At 32.9% G+C, this 18,564-nt stretch carries 14 protein-coding genes; 9 read left to right on the top strand and 5 right to left on the bottom strand.

The window, feature by feature from the left end; translation table 11 throughout:
* Window positions 1–43: 43 nt before the first annotated feature.
* From HX049_RS11415 to mnmE, 3 genes are all read right to left on the bottom strand, one after another.
* Window positions 44–886, bottom strand: a complete 843-nt coding sequence (locus tag HX049_RS11415) for a hypothetical protein (RefSeq protein WP_286415921.1) — start codon at window positions 884–886, stop codon at window positions 44–46.
* 4 nt (window positions 887–890) lie between these two features.
* Complete coding sequence (locus tag HX049_RS11420; RefSeq protein WP_182647810.1) at window positions 891–2,018, bottom strand: site-specific integrase; 1,128 nt, start codon at window positions 2,016–2,018, stop codon at window positions 891–893.
* Window positions 2,019–2,167: 149 nt separating this feature from the next.
* Complete coding sequence (mnmE, locus tag HX049_RS11425; protein WP_286415924.1) at window positions 2,168–3,559, bottom strand: tRNA uridine-5-carboxymethylaminomethyl(34) synthesis GTPase MnmE; 1,392 nt, start codon at window positions 3,557–3,559, stop codon at window positions 2,168–2,170.
* Between the two features lie 319 nt (window positions 3,560–3,878).
* On the opposite strand from mnmE, the gene HX049_RS11430 reads away from it, so the two are divergent.
* The 9 genes from HX049_RS11430 (at window position 3,879) to HX049_RS11470 (ending at window position 16,050) form a co-directional block, all read left to right on the top strand.
* Window positions 3,879–4,712, top strand: coding sequence for a universal stress protein (locus tag HX049_RS11430; RefSeq protein WP_006259235.1), 834 nt, complete (start codon window positions 3,879–3,881; stop codon window positions 4,710–4,712).
* Window positions 4,713–5,708: 996 nt separating this feature from the next.
* Entirely contained in the window at window positions 5,709–5,978 is a 270-nt protein-coding gene (locus HX049_RS11435) for a hypothetical protein (RefSeq protein WP_225600794.1), read from the top strand.
* Entirely contained in the window at window positions 5,962–6,750 is a 789-nt protein-coding gene (locus tag HX049_RS11440; protein ID WP_006260961.1) for a HEAT repeat domain-containing protein, read from the top strand. Before HX049_RS11435 ends, HX049_RS11440 begins: the two co-directional genes overlap by 17 nt.
* A gap of 175 nt (window positions 6,751–6,925) precedes the next feature.
* The gene (locus HX049_RS11445) at window positions 6,926–8,374 is read left to right on the top strand and encodes a glycosyltransferase family 2 protein (RefSeq protein WP_286415926.1); all 1,449 of its coding nucleotides are present in this window, start codon (window positions 6,926–6,928) and stop codon (window positions 8,372–8,374) included.
* A 12-nt stretch (window positions 8,375–8,386) separates the two neighbouring features.
* Complete coding sequence (locus HX049_RS11450; protein WP_286415928.1) at window positions 8,387–11,176, top strand: YaiO family outer membrane beta-barrel protein; 2,790 nt, start codon at window positions 8,387–8,389, stop codon at window positions 11,174–11,176.
* The gene (locus tag HX049_RS11455) at window positions 11,163–13,316 is read left to right on the top strand and encodes a DUF4838 domain-containing protein (RefSeq protein WP_286415929.1); all 2,154 of its coding nucleotides are present in this window, start codon (window positions 11,163–11,165) and stop codon (window positions 13,314–13,316) included. The genes HX049_RS11450 and HX049_RS11455 overlap by 14 nt, the downstream gene beginning before the upstream one ends.
* 6 nt (window positions 13,317–13,322) lie before the next feature.
* Window positions 13,323–13,832, top strand: coding sequence for a DUF1573 domain-containing protein (locus HX049_RS11460; RefSeq protein WP_006259229.1), 510 nt, complete (start codon window positions 13,323–13,325; stop codon window positions 13,830–13,832).
* A gap of 8 nt (window positions 13,833–13,840) precedes the next feature.
* On the top strand, window positions 13,841–14,848 hold the full coding sequence (gene galE, locus HX049_RS11465; RefSeq protein WP_286415930.1) for a UDP-glucose 4-epimerase GalE: 1,008 nt from the start codon (window positions 13,841–13,843) through the stop codon (window positions 14,846–14,848).
* A 449-nt stretch (window positions 14,849–15,297) separates the two neighbouring features.
* The gene (locus tag HX049_RS11470; RefSeq protein WP_286415931.1) at window positions 15,298–16,050 is read left to right on the top strand and encodes a helix-turn-helix domain-containing protein; all 753 of its coding nucleotides are present in this window, start codon (window positions 15,298–15,300) and stop codon (window positions 16,048–16,050) included.
* Window positions 16,051–16,623: 573 nt separating this feature from the next.
* Here HX049_RS11470 and HX049_RS11475 read toward each other — a convergent pair.
* Together HX049_RS11475 and HX049_RS11480 are read right to left on the bottom strand one after the other, a co-directional pair.
* Entirely contained in the window at window positions 16,624–17,271 is a 648-nt protein-coding gene (locus tag HX049_RS11475; protein ID WP_286415932.1) for a DUF6891 domain-containing protein, read from the bottom strand.
* Window positions 17,272–17,273: 2 nt separating this feature from the next.
* Window positions 17,274–18,383: an enoyl-CoA hydratase/isomerase family protein gene (locus HX049_RS11480; protein WP_286415934.1), complete on the bottom strand. Its 1,110-nt coding sequence runs from the start codon at window positions 18,381–18,383 to the stop codon at window positions 17,274–17,276.
* Between the last annotated feature and the right edge of the window lie 181 nt (window positions 18,384–18,564).

Here is an 18,564-nt window from a genome sequence, read left to right on the forward strand (position 1 = left end):
TGTAGCAGAGAAAAAGTAGCCTAAAACATTATACTTTAAAAATTTAAAAATACTCTAGGTTTATAGGGGTCAAAACATGTGAGACACCATTTTTTACTGTACCATAAAGAAATGATTTACCATCTTTTCGTTTAAAGTAGGTTATGAACTTAATAAGTGTAATGGAAAGCGGACACTGTTTCATAAAGTGCTTTTCAAATACTTTATGAAAGTAATAAAGAGAAGGGCCGTGTAAGTTTATTTGTAAATCCTTCTTAAGAAGGTTTCTTTTAAAATTATCAAAGGATAAATCTTTTATAATACCTTCTTCACGGAAACTTGAATACATTTTTTTTAAATCATCTTCCTGAAGATATTGAAAAAAATTATCATTTGAGTTTTGATCTTTAGGTGTGTGTACATCATCTACTGTGTTTATTTTAGAATGTTTGTTTTTCTGTTCTTTGATAAAATCAATGGTAGCTTGAATTTTCTCCTGATATTCTTTTACTTTTTGTTCAAAGCGAAGCTCTTCTTGTTCTTGGGCGATTTGCTCTTCTATTTTTTTCTTTTCTTCAGAATTTTCTGTCAAAGAGGGAGTTTTGAATAATGTTCTATCTTGAGTGTAGATTACATAAAATAAGATATTGCTAGCTAATAGAATAGCGTATAATATAATATTCAATTCTTTGAAAAAAATTCCAGTTGTCCAAATACTTTGAAAAGAAAAATAAGCGAAGAATAGAGTAGTTATACCAATCAGAAGCTTTAATCGGTCTAATTTGTTATCCCAAAGAATTACTTCTCCTAGTAAAAAGGGATATATCTTTTTAAAATAATAGTACCCGAAGTTTAGTACTAACATGATAAATAATACTGTTGCAGTTGTAATTAAAAATACTGTCATAATCTTAAATATTTACTGATGGGAAAAAATTTGCGGCTGCTTTCATTCTCTCGTCTACTATCTTAGCGTATATAGCAGTTGTACGGATTTCACGATGTCCTAGACGTTTTGATACTGTATAAATATCTGCACCATTTTCAAGTAGAATCACAGCATGAGTATGTCTTGCACTATGGAAAGTAATATGCTTTGAAATACCAGCTTTATTACACCATAGTACAATAGCGTTGTTATAAACTGCTGAGTATTTTAAACCTATAAATACACGGTTCATATTACCTTTACGCTCTCCCAATAGATCTCGAGCTTGTTTAGAGATATAAAGATATTCAACTCCATCTGTTTTTTCTTGTCTAAAATTTATGCGATATGAATCGTCTTCATCTCGAACTTCAGACCATGTCATAGTATTGATATCTGACCAACGTAATCCTGTAAAACAAGAAAATAGAAAAGCACGTTTTAATACTTCATATTTACATTCAGTATTGGCTAGGTCTTGTACTTCATTAAAAGTGAGGTATTCTCTTTGACTCTCTGCCTGTTCAAATGATTTAGCTTTAGGGGCATAATTTATAGCTAAATAACCTTCATCAAAGGCAGCACGTAAACAAGCTTTAAACTTATTGAAGTAGGAATATTTTGAGTTTAACGATAAAGGTAGATCGCTCTTAGTTCGGGCTTCTTTGTCAAAATAAGTGCGTATGCGTTTTACAAACTTTTCATCAATATCATCAAAGATAATATTAGGGGAGATACAACGTTTTAAATGAACCATTGTTGCAGTCCAATTGCCATAGTTCTTTGGACTGTTAATTTTCTCTTCTGTTTTCTCATGAAAGTAGTCTAAAAAGCGTCTTTTTCCCTTTGTAGTATTTTTAAGATCAAACTTACCTTGATAGTATTCTGCTTCTCTAATAGCTAGAAGTTTTTTAGCTAATAAAAGAGTTTCTTTATTCTCTTTTTTTTCATTAGCATTCTTTGGCTCACCATATAAGTATAATTTTAAATTCTCGTATTCTCTAATATGTTTACGTTTACCTTCTGGCGTAATTTCCGATCCTTTGTAATATTCAATAGCTAAATTAACTGAACCATCTTTTAATTTACGTTCTATAAGTGATATTTTCATAATTGGTACATTTGTACAGATTGATATTAAAAATTAGTACTGAATTAGTACATCATCTGATACAAAAGTAAACAAAAAGAAAAGACTATCAAGTATAAAAACCTGATAGTCAATTAAAAGAAAGTATATCTTACTAAGGGAAAGGTAATTTATTTGCCGATACAAAAGTTCGCAAAAATATTCCCTAATAATTCATCATTCGTAACTTGTCCTGTTATTTCACCGAAGAAGTATAATGCTTGGCGGATATCTATGGCCATTAAGTCAGCGGATAAATTAGTCTGTAATCCCCATTTTACCTTTTCGATTTCTTCCAAAGCTTTTAATAGAGAGTCATAGTGACGAGTATTCGTTACGATAGTCTCATTATTGCGTAGAGCACCAGTATTAACGAAGCCTAATAGAGCCTCTTTTAGTTCTTCTACACCCATATTTTCTTTTGCAGACATCAGCATTAGGTTGTCGATATTTGCTTGGTATAAACCAATTTGTTCCTCTGATAACAAGTCCCTCTTGTTACAGACTACAAGAAGTGGTTTTAGAGGGTATTTGTTTTTTAGTTTCTCTAACTCAATTTTAATCTGATCAAGAGAACTACTATTTAGCTTAGCTCCATCTATTAGGTAGATAACTACTTGAGCAGCTTCTATCTTCTCGAATGTCTTTTGGATACCTATACTTTCTACGACGTCTTTAGTCTCACGGATACCAGCAGTATCTATGAATCTAAATCCAATACCATCTATTACTAATTCATCTTCGATTGTATCACGTGTTGTACCAGCGATGTCTGATACGATAGCACGCTCTTCATTTAGCAGAGCATTCAGTAGGGTAGATTTTCCTACGTTAGGTTCTCCAACGATAGCTACAGGAATACCATTCTTAATTACATTACCAACAGCGAAAGAGTCGATAAGACGTTTAAGTACAAATTCTATACGGTCGATTAGTTCTCTAAACTGTGTACGATCAGCAAACTCAACATCTTCTTCTGAGAAGTCTAACTCTAACTCAATAAGAGAAGCAAAGTTCAATAATTGCTCACGAAGTTTAGCGATCTCACTTGAAAAACCACCACGCATTTGTTGCATAGCGATTTGATGACTTGCTTCATTGTCAGAGGCAATTAAGTCAGCTACCGCTTCAGCTTGAGATAGGTCTAGCTTTCCATTTAAGAAGGCACGCATGGTGAACTCTCCTGCTTGAGCCATTTTAGCACCTTTGCGCAGACATAATTGGATGATCTGTTGTTGGATAAAGGTTGAACCATGACAAGAAATTTCAATTGTATTTTCTCCTGTGTATGAATTAGGTCCTTTAAAAACAGACACTAATACCTGGTCCAATACACGCTCTCCATCTACAATATGACCTAAGTGTAAAGTATGTGTTTTTTGTGTCGTTAAATCTTTATTCTTGATCGATTTAAAAATGCCATTGACTAGTGTAATTGCATCTTTCCCCGAAACTCTTATTATAGCTACAGCACCTGCTCCTGAAGGAGTAGCTAAAGCGACAATAGTATCTTGTAATATCATATCTTTTCTAAATATGAGGCAAAGATACTATTAATTCATTTAATCTAATGATGTCTACTATAGGGAAGAAAAGTTCTTTGTATTGCTACTACTAGCGTGGTTAGGTACATGGTATTTAAGTAGAAATATTTATTACTATAAGGCTAATTAAAGGTAGAGTAGTGCCCTAATTTGTCTATTTATACCTAATAGGTATAAAAGTAAGTCTTTACATGCTATTTAAGCTCTCTATCGCATATTTTACAACTTTTAGCCTTTAAAATACTATAAAAACATAAAGATTATTCATATCTTTATACAAATAAAACAATTGGATACCATGAAAAAAATACTATTCCCTACAGATTTTTCAGAAACAGCTAACAATGCTCTAGTATATGCGTTAAGAATGGCAGAAAACCAAAATGCAACTCTTTTTGTATTACATGCTTATGAGATGCCTGTGATTTCTGCAACAGCTAATCCTGTAATGGTACAGGATGTATATAAATCTATTGAGTTGAGCAATTTTGAAAATTTCAAAGATCAAGTACCTCAAATTAGAGATATAGCAAAACAGCATAACTTAGACCATGTTCCAATGCACTTCATTTTAGAAGAAGGTTTCTTGAATACTATCTTAAAGAAAAGAGTTAAAGAAGAAGAGATTGATTTAGTAGTGATGGGAACAAATGGTAACTCAGGATTAGATAAAAAAATCTTAGGTTCTAATACAGCTAATGCAATTGGTTCTTTAGGAATTCCTGTGTTGAGCATTCCTCATGATGCTATTTTTGATGGAATTAATTCTATTGCATTTACAACTTTGTTCAGTTCACAAGATAAAACTACTTTAGAGACTATTGTTCAAATGGCTAAAGGGTTTAATGCAACTGTAAAATGTATTCACGTTGCAACTGCAAAAGATAAAGCAGATCCTGCTGTAATTAATAGTTGGAAAGAGAATTTTAAAAATGACAATGTGAAATTCTATATTGTAGAAAGCAGTGATGTAGAAAAAGCAGTATTTGATTTCTTAGACGAAGAGAATATTGACCTTTTGGTTTCTGTAAAAAGAAATAGAGGTTTCTTCGAAAAGCTATTTACAAGTAGTATGACTAAGAAATTAAGTTACCACAACTATGTTCCTGTGTTAGCTTTCCACGAAGAATAAGAATTTTTCTTTATTAAGTATATAGAGGTGTCCTTTTAGGGCACCTTTTTTTGTTGTAGTTAATCTAGTGCTGTATAACGTGTTTTCTGATTTCAAGAGTGATCATCATTTGATAGTTAAATGGCCTCATAAAAGGTAGTGAGCTTTTTTTACCTTATAGTAAGTTCGTACGGGATGTTTTAGGCTAAAACATGTATAAGTGTAGCTCTTCTTAAAACTAACTCCTAAAAACCAATTAAAATAGTTAAAAACACATAGAGTATGGTTAATGATAGTTTTAACGATTACTAACGGATAAAATAAACATCTCTGTTAGTATTTGTTAGTTAGTAACTTATGCAGAATGTTTAATTATAGAAGACTATTAAAGTCTAGTTTTTGTCTTTTTAAGTCAATCTTAAAGGAAGATTACTACTCACCATAATGGGTAGGAGACATAGATAAAGAAAATATAATAATTATAGTAGAATGAATAATGTTTACAAGAGTATGAGAAAATGAAACATTCTTTTTTATAAAATATGGAGAAGGACTTCTACTGTATTGGAATGCAGTGTATCTAGTGTATATAAGTGTCTAAACTATAAAATTAGGGCCCGCTTTAATTGTAGTTATCATTAAGTATTAGAAAACTGATTTAGCCTTTTGAGTAGGGCGTTTCATTTTTTAAACGTACAGTTTAGATGTTTCATAAAGCAATATACGAAAGACTAGTTATTATTTAAATTGATATTTATCAGTATATAGCTTTATGATTGCTTAACTGTTTTGTTTTTAGGTGTTTATGTTGTTTATGTTTTACGTAAAAAAGTTAGTTTTTGAGTAGTTTATTGCGTCAAACATAAAAGTATTGGGTAGTTGTAATTCAATATAAAGGTAAAACTTTGTAGAAATAAAAATATTATAGCTATGGATACACTCTTGTATTACTTTTACTATTTAAGCTCACATTTTGAGAGCTTTTCCCCAGTAGTAAGGCTAACTGTTTTTTTAACTATGCTACTTGGGGGAGTTTATATTTATTCTTTATTGAGAATTGGCGCTGTTGCTTATAGAAATAAAGTAGAGAAGCAGCGATACTCTAAAGTTAAAGAAAAATATGAAGAACCTCTTTATGCTTTATTACAAACTAAAGAAAACATTTCATCTAATCAAGTACTACAGAGTTTAGGCTTAGAAAATAATGAGCTTAAGAATTGGGAGAAAGCTTGTATAACAGACTTATTAGTGAATCTAATCAGAAAAGGAAATGGAGTACAACACTAATAATTATAACGAGATTCTTAAAGCTCTAGATTTACCTAACTATTGGGAGAACCGTTTAAAGAGTAAGGTAAATAAGAAGAGCGTACATTCTCTTAGAATGCTAGAGCATTTGGGAGACAATGTATCAGGTACTGCTATTGCTCAGAAATTGTACTCAGAGAATACACATATTAGAAAGCATGCAAAGAGCATTTTTATGAAGTTTTCGTCTCATGATTCTTTTAAGTTTTTAGAGAATGACTTTGATCGTGATTTTAATGCTTTTGATGAAGTTCGTATTCATACTTCTTTAGTGAAAAGAGCATCTACTAGACCTTTGCCATTGTTAATGAGATGGGTGAATGTAGCGAAGAATGATAAGTATCAAGCCTTCTTGATCTATGAAATAGCTTTCTTTAAACAAGTAGAGAGCGCAGCTGATTTGTTGAGGTTGTATAAACAGACTAATTCAACAGTGGTAAAGAAAGCAATTGTAGAAGCATTGGGTGACTTTGCTTATCGAGATGCTATATCTGTGTTTATAGAGGAGTTTAGTTATGTAGAACAACTTATTCAAAATGAAATTGTTATTGCCTTTGGTAAAATTGGAGGTATAGACGCTTTGTCATTTTTAGAACAGTTGTATTATGAAACTGAGAATAAAGAGTTGTTAGTAAATATTCTTTCTACAATTTATCTTTTAGATAAGAGTAAAGTGACCTATAATAAAATTAAAGAACAAGCAATTACTGATTTTGAAAGACAGATCATTGGGTATGTTGAGTTGCGCTAGGAAGCAATATACTTGTTAATATACCTCTAACTGGTTAAGTGCTTTTTTATTAATCACCTTTGTGATTTTACTTGTACAATAGACTAGAAGAAGATGATTTGAATGACTGTCTTCTTTTTAGCTTTTAGAGAGTGCAGAATATTGGCTTAATCCCCAAAACCTTACTAAAATTAATATGGAAGAATTATTCTATTTTTATCAATACCTCGTTTATTTTTACGCTTGTTTAATTACTTTAATTTACTTCTTTTTAGCAATATTTGGATACTTTAAGATTATTAAAAATAAAGTAAAATATACGGCTAGAGAAGAACATACTTTAAGAACACATCCAGAGATAGCACCTGCTATTTCAGTAGTAGCACCTGCTTATAATGAAGAGGTAATTATTATTGCTAATGTTCAATCTCTTTTAAATCTAGATTACCCTAATTTTGAGGTAATCATTGTGAATGACGGAAGTAAAGATCAAACTTTAGAATTACTTGTTGACAATTTTGATCTACAGGAAGTTCCTTACCCTTATATTCAGAAGGTTAGAAGTAAGCCTGTCAAACGTATTTTTAAATCTACTAACCCAGACTATAAGCGACTAACAGTAGTAGATAAAGAGAATGGCGGTACTAAAGCAGACGCTATGAATGCTGGTATTAATGTTGCTCAATATGATTATTTTATCAATACAGATGTCGATTGTATTTTAAGTAAGGACACCCTAACCAAAATCATATTACCTGTACTAGATTCTAAAGTTCCTGTTATAGCAGTAGGGGCTACCATGAGAATGGCTAATGGGTGTGAGGTAAAAGATGGTCAGATTGTTAAAGTAAAAGCTCCTAATCGCTTAATCCCCTTATTTCAGGAGACAGAATATCTTCGTTCGTATTTATTGGCAAAAATGGGATGGTCTAGTTTTAACTTGATTCCTAATGTATCTGGTGGTTTTGGACTTTTTGATAGAAATATTGTAGTAGAAGCAGGGGGGTATGACTCTTCTTCTCATGCAGAAGATATGGATATGACTTTTAGAATGATCGCTTATATGTGTGACCAGAAGAAAGAATACCGTATCGAACAGATTGCTGATACATGCTGTTGGACAGAAGGCCCACCTAATCTTAAAGTACTCGGTAGACAGCGTACTAGATGGGGACGAGGATTGTTGCAGATTTTTATAGTACACAGAAGATTAATGCTTAATCCTAATTATGGAAGACTAGGACTAGTAGTCATGCCGTATGCATTGTTGTTTGAATTTATGGCACCTATTATTGAGTTTATAGGAATAGTGTTCTTAATCTTTTTATTTTTTACAAATCAGGTAAACTTAGAGACCTTCTGGCTTATGTTACTGTTTGTTTACATGGTAGGAGCTACGATGTCATTAGTATCTATTTCTTTTGATATCATTGTCAAGAAACAGTATGACTCCTATATAGACTATCTAAAGCTTATTTTCTTATCAGCTTTCGAAGCTATTTTTTATCACCCTTTCATTGTATTTTTTAGCCTTAGAGGATACTGGCAGTTTATGACTAAAAAGAATTTTAAATGGGGAGAAATGACACGTCAAGGCTTTTCTCAAGAAACTAAAGCTGAATCAATAGAGACTACTCTATCTTAATTTGTAAACGAAATGAATAGAATAAAAAGACACCTGATACAGTTAAGCGTATTGTTAGTTTCTACTTATAATTATGCACAAGTACAGACAATTAAAGAAGGGAGTGAAGATTATGTATTACTTGCTAATCGTGAGTTTAACGAGAATAAATGGGAATCAGGTAAGAAGATTGTAGATAAAGGGGTGTTAGAAGACCCTAAAGATGCAGATCTGCGCATGTTATTGGGAAAGTATTACCACTATATTAAACAATATGATAAAGCGAGGTATGAGTTAGTTAAGGCTATCGAATTAGACCCTGGTCAAATAGATGCTAGACATATCTTAGTAAATGTAGAAACAGAGACCAAGCGTTATTCTAGTGCGATATGTTATGTCAATGAGATACTAGAAGTACAGCCATACTTAAAAAGTCTATGGAAGAGAAAAATACACTTATTTGAACTGCAAGGCAATCATGTAGAAGCAGATCGACTGAGAAAGAGATTATATCAGATATATCCTTCTGATCAGGATTTAAAGAAAGAATATGCTTATAGTGTAGAGCTAGAAGTACTAAAGAATCAAACGTTAGGTGATTTTGATAAAACAATTTCTTTAAATAAAGAATTGATAAAGAATGATCCAAAGAATGTAGAGTATCATTTAGTACTGATTAACGATTATATAAAGACAGCTGATTGGAACAATGCTCTTATTCACATCGAGAGGGCACTCACTTTGTTTCCAAACAATGTAGCTCTGCAAAACAAGAAGATAGGTGTATTATCAGATCAGAAGAGATATGATTTGTTATTGCAATTTTTACAACAATCTAAATTGACTCAGCAATATAATTATTACACTTTAGAAGCAGCTAGACACGCCAAGTTAACAGCTCCTTTTGACTTGTATAGTAATGTATTGAGCGGTAACCCTCGTAATGGAGAAGCTTTTAATTATGTGTTTAATCAACTTATCGCTCAACAGCAATATGAGGAGGCGTTGTATCAGCTAAATAAGTATAAAAAGGCATCAGGAGCTAGTAAAGAGTTAGCACTAAAAGAACTACAAGTCCATACTCGTATGGGAAATACAACTAAAGCAAAAGCTTTAGTCAAACAACTATATACTAGTTATCCTGGCGATATGGAAGTACAAGATTCTTATTATCAGATTACACTAGAAGAAGCTAAAGGTTTTATGCTAGAAGAGCAGTATGAATATGCTATTGATAGGTGGCATATTCTATTAAGGTCATCAGATAAGGAGATTACCTCATTAGGTTATATGGGATTGTATAGAGCTTATGTAGCGAAGGGAGACTATACTAGTGCACTACATACATTGAATCAATATGAACTAAACGCGAATGAGTCTATTCATCTAGGCTTTAAAAAAGCAGATTTATATTTTAAACTACATAAGTATAACGAAGCTTTAGCAGCCTATGAAGAAGAGCTTATTGCTTTAGATTTAGATAAGCGAAAATCGTATCTGCCAGGTTATCAGGAGTTGTGTACAGCTATTGTTAAAGACCAGAATGAACATTTTTTATATAGCGAAAGCTTGTATTATGTTAAACGTTGGCTAGCTCATGACCCTACTAATAAAACAGCACTTGTGTATGCAGTTAACTTATCTCATCAGTTAAAGAGAGAAGAAGAAATGGAAGCCTATTTACAAAGAGGAGTAGAGGTGTATCCAGAAGAAGTCTTCTTTCAGGTGAAGTTAGCAGAGTATCAGGGAAATGTAGCAACAGATTACCCCCCTATTTACAATGCTATATTATCGCAAGTGATACAACAACCTTATCATGAACTAGCACTTAGTACCTATGAAGAAATCAGTGAGAAATATGCTTTACAGTTGATCAAAGAGAATCAGACTGATCAGGCTCTAAGCGTATTAGACGAAACCTTAGCATACTTACCTAATAGTAGAGTTATAAAATATACTAAAGGATTAGTATTAGAAAAGCAAAAGAAATATGCAGAGGCTTATGCTTATCAGCTTTTCTATGACCCATCACCTATAGAGTTAGAAGAGTATAAAAAGCACTTACAGTTCTTAGCTTATAAATCATTGAGAAATGAGATAGGTATAGAGTACTTGCGCAGTCACTTTGATGATGAGTCTAGTAAGAAGCACTCTATAGCTTCAGTTCATTACACTTATCATGCGCTAAAGAATAGTTATACTATCGGAACGAATTATACAGCTAGAGAAGCAGGTCGTGGTATTCAAGGTCATTTTGATTGGGCTAGAACCTGGAGTGATAAGTGGAGCAGTAATGCTAATATAGCTTTTGCAGATTCTTACTTCCCTAAGTTCTCTATTAATGGATCTGTGTTCAGAGACTTTAACTTTTTAGGCGGTGTAGAATTAGAACTAGGAGCAGGGTATCGAATATTCCAAAAGGATAAAGAGGTATCAAATACTAGTGATAATATGTTTAATATAGTTCTAGGAGCGACTAAGCAAACTGACCAATACAGTCTAAATATGAAGCTAAACAATTTCTTTAGCAATCATAAATGGATGTATAACCTATCTGTGAATGCGAGATATTTTCTATCCTCACCTAAGCATTTTATTGCAGCTAATGCAGGCGTGGGATCATCTCCTGATGTTGAGTTAATCGATTATCAGCTGTATGATACATTTGATGTGTTGAATACCAATGTAGGAGCAGGATACGGAACAGTATTGTTCAAGAATGTTACAGGTAGTATTATGGGAAGTTGGTATAACTACAAGGATAATCAGTTGAAGTATAAGAATTTTTACAATCTATATTTTGCAATAAATGTGGTTTTCTAATATAATTAAATACTCGTTGTTATCTGTCTTATTCTGCATCTATGGCTGTAAGGCGAATACTTCAGAAAAATTGAGCAGTGAATATTACGTTATTCATGCAGATGATGTGTTTGAGAGCAAGTTGTGGGCAGATTATTTATACAAGCATCTGATGAGACGTACTTCTACTCATCCTATTGTAGAAATGGCTATAGGGAATGAAGAACAAGATAGTGCCAAACATATTTATATAACAATGGATCAGACTCTAGAGCATGATTATTACATTCAGCATGATCATCAAGGTTTGCGTATTAAGGCTAGAGATGAGCAGACTATAAAATGGGTGATATATCAGCTAATAGAAGCGATATCAGAAGAGGATTCTCGTTTTCTAACAGCAGATTTGCCACCAGCTATATTAGATTTTGTCACAGGGTGTAGTACAAATGACTTTACTTATAGAGAACCTCATTACCTAGAGAATTTGTTATTAGATCAGTCTGGTGTATTAGGAAATAATAATGTGGAAGAAGATTGGGGTATTTGGGGGCATAACATTGCTAAAGCGATTCCTTCTGAGCCTAAACCTATAATCTATGCGAGAGTAAATGAACAAGTAAACAGAGATCAGTTCTGTTTCACTTCAGGGGATTTATATGCTTATCTATCAGAATACATTATTGATAACTATGGTTATGGGGTGGAGGGCTCAGAGCATTATCGTTTTGTGATTGCACCTAATGACAACGCCATTGTGTGTAGCTGTGCAGGATGCCTAGATGTGAATAAGTCTACTGCTCAGGCCTCAGAGTCTGTCGCTCATCTGATTAATAAACTAGCTAGACGATTTCCGAAGTATGAGTTCTATATGTTAGCTTATTTATCAACTAAGACAGTGCCTAAGATGACTTTAGAACCTAATGTAGGAGTGATGATAAGTACGATAGATATCCCTAAAGGAGTAGCTCTAAAAGAGAAGTATCTAGCTCAGAAGGATGTACAAGATTTTATATCTGATATCAAGACGTGGCGTACGAAGACCAATAAGGTTCTCTTATGGGATTATAGCTCTAATTTTGATGATTATCTAAGCCCAATACCAGTTCTTTATGGGGTACAACACCAATTTAAGTTTTTTAAAAATCTTGGTGTACAAGGGATCTTTTTAAATGCTAGTGGATATGATTATTCTTCTTTCTCAGATGTGCAGAATTATGTTGCTACCTCTCTGATGAAAGATATTGATACAGATGTAGAAGAGTTAATTAGAAGGTATTTTAAGAAGGAGTATCCCATAAGTGGAGAATTGCTCAGTACTTATTATATCTGCCTAGAGAAGCGTTATAATCAAGCCAATAAACCATATAATATGTATGGTTCCCCAGAGGAAAACTTTACTACCTACTTAGATCCACAAGAGTTTATTCATTTCTATCAGTCTTTAGCAAAACAAGTTTTACTTACAAGTGGAGAAGAGAGAAAGAAGTTAGATAAACTATATACTGCACTTACTTTTACTCGCTTACAATTAGCGTATTATCGTGCCTCTGATCATCTAGGAGCTATTGATGTAAAAGGAAACTCAATCACCTTTAAACAAGAACTCAAAAATGGCTTAGAGGTATTAAATCTAGCTAAAGAGCGAGGAATACTGAAATATAAAGAAGCAGAAGGTAATGTAGACAATTATCTAACTAGTTGGAGAGAAATTGTAGCTAAAGAAGGACAAGAAAGCTTTCTTCTCCTAAAACCTATAATAGTTAAAAACAGCACAGGTAAAGTAATAACCTCGAGTATGTTATTAAGTAATGGATTGTTAGGCTTTAGAACAGATTATCATTTAGGATGGTATATATCTCCAGAGAATAAGTGGTCTGTAGAGTTTAATACAGCTCATATAGAAGGTGTGAAAACACTTGCTTTGCGCTTTTTATGTAATAAAAAGCATCAGTTTGAGTCACCTGCTCTTATAGAGTTACGACTAGATGGGAAGTTAGTCAAGACTATTGATTCAGCTTCTTACCACCTGACGGATAGTATAGCAGAATTCTCGACTTATATTGATTTTAATCAAAGTGAGAAAATGGAGATTGTCTTTACAAAGAAGGAAGGAAGCAGAGTGACTATAGCTCTTGATGAAATACAAATAACTAATTAAAATATAATGAGTAGAATAAAATATACACTCTTCATTCTATTGTTCTTTACGCTATTAGTGGGATGTAAAGGAGGAGAAGGAGAGACAACCAGTTTAGAAATTGTTGATAACGACAGACATTATTATCCAGTTATTCAAGGAGAAGAGAAGACAATGGTATTTCCTTTAGTGAATAAAGGAGATAACCCATTTGTTCTAAAAGACATTATAGTGTCTTGTGGTTGTATAGTTGCCCATACAGCTTCGTTAAAACATATTCCAGCAGGAGGAGAAGGAAAACTTGTATTAAAGTTTGATACGACTAAAAACATTGGGTATGTAAAGCATTATGTCACACTATATGGAAACTTTGATACCGTAGAGAACATAGAAGTCACTTTTGACTTAAATGTAGTGCCAGATGCACATTATACTAAAGATTATGAAGAGTTGTATAGCTTACATAAGGGAAGTACAGCAGAAGACCTAGTAGATGGTACTATAGACCGTGATTATTATTTAGATGTAAAACAATAAAATAGAAGATGAAAAAGATATTAGTGACTGGAGGACTAGGATATATAGGGTCTCATACGGTAGTGGAGTTATTAGAGAATAATTATGAGGTAGTGATAGTGGATGATTTATCCAATTCTGAAGAAGATGTCTTACAGAATATTAAGAAGCTTACAACGGTAGTACCTCAGTTATATTGTATAGATTTAAAAGACAGTCATCGAGTAGCAGAGCTGTTTGATGAACATAACTTTGATGGAGTGATTCATTTTGCAGCTTATAAATCAGTAGGAGAAAGTCAAGCAATTCCTTTAGAATATTATAGTAATAATATAGGTTCGTTACTCAATATTCTACAAGAAATGAAGAAACACAACCTGAGTAATTTTATTTTTAGTTCTTCTTGTACTGTATACGGGCAGGCTGATATCATGCCTATCAGTGAAAGTACTCCTCTAAAGATGCCAGAATCATGCTATGGAAAGACTAAGCAAATGGGAGAAGAGATTATACGTGATTATGTTGAAGCAGAACAAAAAAGAGCAACTTTGTTGAGGTATTTTAATCCTATAGGCGCTCATCCATCAGGATTACTTGGAGAAATGCCTAAAGGGATACCTAATAATTTAATCCCTTATGTAGTACAGACAGCAGCAGGTGTCAGAGAATGTTTGAATGTATTCGGAGATGATTACGAGACAGAAGATGGAACCGCTATTCGAGATTATATCTATGTGATAGACTTAGCTAAAGCTCATGTGGCAGCACTAAAGAAATTGTTGTCTAGTGAAGAGGATAAAGTACTAGATATATTTAACCTTGGGACAGGAAAGGGAACTTCTGTATTAGAGATAGTCAAGAGCTTTGAAAGAATTAATGATATAAAAGTACCGTTTAAGATCTGTGATAGAAGAGCAGGTGATATCGAAATAGCCTTTGCAGATGCATCTAAAGCAGAGTTAGAATTACAGTGGAAAGCAAATACGACTATTGAAGAATCGTTAAGAACAGCATGGAACTGGCAGCAGAATTTGTAGTGTAATAATTTGGCAGAGTATCGGTATTTATACGCCAAAAAAAATCAATTTTTTTGGCAATGAATAGGCTTGTTTCACGTATTACAAGGAACTGTGATTTTGTTTTAGAGGTGAAAAAAGTTATTTTTGCAGGATTGTGTAAAAGAGAATAATATAAATATTTAACTGTTTTTAGAAAGAACTTTATGTTTTAGTTTCCATACAGCTATAGATAAAAGTTTGAAAAAATATAAGTAAAGTAAATAGTAATTAAGCATAAATAATACGAAGTGTTTTAATATCAAGTAGATTAAATTCCCCCCCATAAGTTTAATCGTATCTGATTTCTCCCCCTTTTAAGAATAGGTGATAGGTCACCTATAGCATTTGGTATGCTTATATATGAATACTTCTGTATTTGTTAGAATGTTTTGTTTTAATAAACAGTATTTAAAATTAAGAGTAAAAAAATGAATGTCATATTAGCTTTATTTTTAGCTATGTTTTGTGGGGGGAATGTAGCTTTAGCAGTAAATAAAGAACAAGCCGTAAGTGAATTAAATAATAACATTTACAGTGCTAAAATTAGAGTCTTAGGACTGATAGAGGATTTAGATGTTTTATTAGAAAATAATGATAAGGTATATACTAGATCAGAAGAGAGATCAGAGAACAAACTGTATAATATCTTTTACCTATTTAATGCCATAGCTCTTCTTTTAGTGGCATCTGCAGGTGTTTTTTATTTAAGGTATGTTCGGGGATTAAGAAGAACAGTAAAGCAATTTATGGAGTCTGCTGAGGACCTAGAAGAACAAGGTAATGAAGAAGATAGTACAGAAGAAAAACGGTATATCACAGAAGAGAAAGAACAGGATATCTTACATAAGATAACCCACTTCGAGAAAGAACAGGGATATTTAGATAAAGATATTTCCCTTAATGTACTCGCAGGGAGCATAGGCGTTAATCATCGATATTTATCTTATGTGATTAATAAGAATAAAGAATGCGACTTCGCAACCTATGTCAATGAACTGAGAATAGGATATATCGTCTCTTGCTTAAAACAAGATCCTAAATTTTTAAAGTATAAGATTAGCTATTTAGCAGAACAATGTGGTTTTGCTTCTCACAGCCGATTCACTGTCACCTTCAAAAAAGTGACCGGAGATTCTCCGTCAGTTTTTATCAGCAAACTAAAGACTAAGGATACAGCTTAAGGAAAATAAAAAACTCTCTATAAGGGAGTTATAGAGAGTGAAAAAATTGAACTGTAACTCTTATTTAGATTTGAATGAAAGAGACGTTGTATAATTGTGCGCTATCATACAGTTCTGTCATACTATGATCTGTTGGATTAAGTACAGGTAAGCGTTATAAGGTTACCTGTTGGTCTAAATAAACAGTTTTTTTGTGATTATATGGGTGCTTTGCTTCTATCACAAAGGTAATTTTAAAGATAATTTATTGATATACTTTTTTCTCTTAGTGAGAATATTGATTTATATTTTGTCATCAATTATTTACGAGATAGCATAGTCAAACCTATTCCGAATATACCTATATTATTAGTGTAATAATTATTCTATTTGTTTATTGTTTTATTTCTTATAACAAATTTAAGGGGTTTAATAGGTTGAAAACATGATAAATAACATGTTTTTTGAAAAATATTCTCATTATTTACTTATATCCATACTGTGTACTACTATAGCTAATGGAGTAAGGCTTGATTATTAAGGATAAGATGTAAAAAAAATGAGTAGTACGTATCGTACTACTCATTTTTAAAGTTATATTGTTTTGAGAAGTTTCTCAGCTACTGAATCGTAATCTAATAATAGGGTATTTTCTGGTTTATAAGCTTGTTGCCACGCAAAGTTTAAGATAGTGATCTTTTGTGTAGCAGTACCATCCCATTCTGTTTTAAACCCATTTTCTTGTAAGGTTTGAACAATTTTTTTACCTACTGAGATAGAGTCTTCCTCTTTTTCAGAGTGCATATCTTGGAAAGCAAGAGTTAAATAAGGATCTTTTTCTCTAAAGGCACGTTGAAGGTCTTGTTCGTTATAAAAACAGATTCCTTTAGACTTCTTTCCTTTTGCCTGTAGTTGTTCTTCTATTTGATCTACTTCATAGTATCCATCATCTATAGTATATCCTGCATAATGAAGTGCGATGATATGTTGATCCACTAGTTGGTCAAAAGCTTTTACTAACTTTTGTGTTGTAGTTGGTACATGCCAATTTTTACTTGCTTTAAGCAGTGCTCTTTCCTCTTTTAGAATAGTTTCTTTTATCCACTTTTCGTTGATTTTACCTTGTAAATCATTCTCATTGATTTCTTCAGTAATAAACTCCTCTACATCTTCACTGTCCCAAAAACCAGATTTAATGAGATAACTAATAGACTCAGCAATGAATTTTTGTTCTTCCGTCATGATTATGCTTGTTTTATATTTTTAAAAGGATGCTCTTCTGTAGACCACAGAGGAGTGAAGTGGCTTTCTATCCATTCGTTACTCACTTGTTCTAATGTACTAGGTGTCCATTTAGGGGATTGGTCTTTATCTATTAATAGAGCTCTTACTCCCTCAGAGAAGTCCGGATGAACGGTAAACTGACACGTAAGGTTAAGCTCTGATCTAAAGACTTCTTCTAAGCTGTAGTGTTTACTCTCTGTAAGCTGCCTAAAGATAACGTGGACAGAGGTAGGAGAACCTTTAGTAAAGAATGAATACCCTGCCGCCACCCATGCATCAGATTTAGCTACAGGCTCTACAATAGCGATAAATTCGGCTACAGAGCGTATCGGTTCTAATGCTGCTATAAGAGACTTGTGTAACATCGCCTGAGATACAGGTAAGTCTGTACTAGGAGTATTTCGCTGTGCTAATAGGGTATTAAGCTTATCTGATAGCTGATCACTACTACTGATCTGTACTAATTCGTCTAGTATACTATCTTTCACAGTAGAAGGTATAAAGTAGTCTGCAATACCTAGAAATAAGGCATCAGCTCCATCAAAGCGAGTCCCTGTTAACCCAAAGTATAATCCATAAGTAGAAGGCATTTTATTTAAGAAATAAGAAGCTCCAACATCTGGATATAATCCAATGCTAATCTCAGGCATAGCTAATAGACTGCGCTCTGTGACAATGCGGTGCGAGGCTCCTGCTAATAATCCTAAGCCTCCTCCCATTACTATACCATCTCCCCAGACAACTATCGGTTTAGAATACGTATGGATTAAGTAATCTACACTGTATTCTGTAATAAAGTATTCTTCACAGATAGGAGGTACCTGAGTAGGATCTATAGTTTTATAGTCTTCTATTGCTTTTCTTACTTGGCGGATATCCCCACCAGCACAGAATGCTTTCTCACCAGCACCTTGTAGAAAAACACATTTTATATCGCTATTATCTCTCCATTGTTCTAAAATCCTTTTTAATTCACTCACGATTTCAAGTGATAGTGCATTAAGTGATTTTTCTGAATTAATGGTGATAATTCCTAAGTTTTCTTTTATGTCTGTTAGTACTATACTCATAATTGACCTGTTTTGATTGTTTAAAGTTATGAATAATAATCAAACGGTATTCATATCACAAAGATAGTCATACTAAACAGAATAAAGCAGAATCTGTATAGGGGTAGGATTGTAAATTATAATAGCATACCACTAGATTATAAACAGGTATAATGTACATAAAATTTAATTATTTAAAGAC

Source organism: Myroides odoratimimus, assembly GCF_030326305.1.
Taxonomy (GTDB): domain Bacteria; phylum Bacteroidota; class Bacteroidia; order Flavobacteriales; family Flavobacteriaceae; genus Flavobacterium; species Flavobacterium odoratimimum_A.

Excerpts from the sequence above, each read along its gene's own strand:
- HX049_RS11430 (WP_006259235.1), top strand. The coding sequence starts at position 3,879 with ATGAAAAAAATACTATTCCCTACAGATTTTTCAGAAACAGCTAACAAT.
- HX049_RS11480 (WP_286415934.1), bottom strand. The coding sequence starts at position 18,383 with ATGAGTATAGTACTAACAGACATAAAAGAAAACTTAGGAATTATCACC.
- HX049_RS11415 (WP_286415921.1), bottom strand. The coding sequence starts at position 886 with ATGACAGTATTTTTAATTACAACTGCAACAGTATTATTTATCATGTTA.
- galE (WP_286415930.1), top strand. The coding sequence starts at position 13,841 with ATGAAAAAGATATTAGTGACTGGAGGACTAGGATATATAGGGTCTCAT.
- HX049_RS11440 (WP_006260961.1), top strand. The coding sequence starts at position 5,962 with ATGGAGTACAACACTAATAATTATAACGAGATTCTTAAAGCTCTAGAT.
- HX049_RS11470 (WP_286415931.1), top strand. The coding sequence starts at position 15,298 with ATGAATGTCATATTAGCTTTATTTTTAGCTATGTTTTGTGGGGGGAAT.
- HX049_RS11455 (WP_286415929.1), top strand. The coding sequence starts at position 11,163 with ATGTGGTTTTCTAATATAATTAAATACTCGTTGTTATCTGTCTTATTC.
- HX049_RS11460 (WP_006259229.1), top strand. The coding sequence starts at position 13,323 with ATGAGTAGAATAAAATATACACTCTTCATTCTATTGTTCTTTACGCTA.
- HX049_RS11475 (WP_286415932.1), bottom strand. The coding sequence starts at position 17,271 with ATGACGGAAGAACAAAAATTCATTGCTGAGTCTATTAGTTATCTCATT.
- mnmE (WP_286415924.1), bottom strand. The coding sequence starts at position 3,559 with ATGATATTACAAGATACTATTGTCGCTTTAGCTACTCCTTCAGGAGCA.
- HX049_RS11420 (WP_182647810.1), bottom strand. The coding sequence starts at position 2,018 with ATGAAAATATCACTTATAGAACGTAAATTAAAAGATGGTTCAGTTAAT.
- HX049_RS11450 (WP_286415928.1), top strand. The coding sequence starts at position 8,387 with ATGAATAGAATAAAAAGACACCTGATACAGTTAAGCGTATTGTTAGTT.
- HX049_RS11445 (WP_286415926.1), top strand. The coding sequence starts at position 6,926 with ATGGAAGAATTATTCTATTTTTATCAATACCTCGTTTATTTTTACGCT.
- HX049_RS11435 (WP_225600794.1), top strand. The coding sequence starts at position 5,709 with ATGCTACTTGGGGGAGTTTATATTTATTCTTTATTGAGAATTGGCGCT.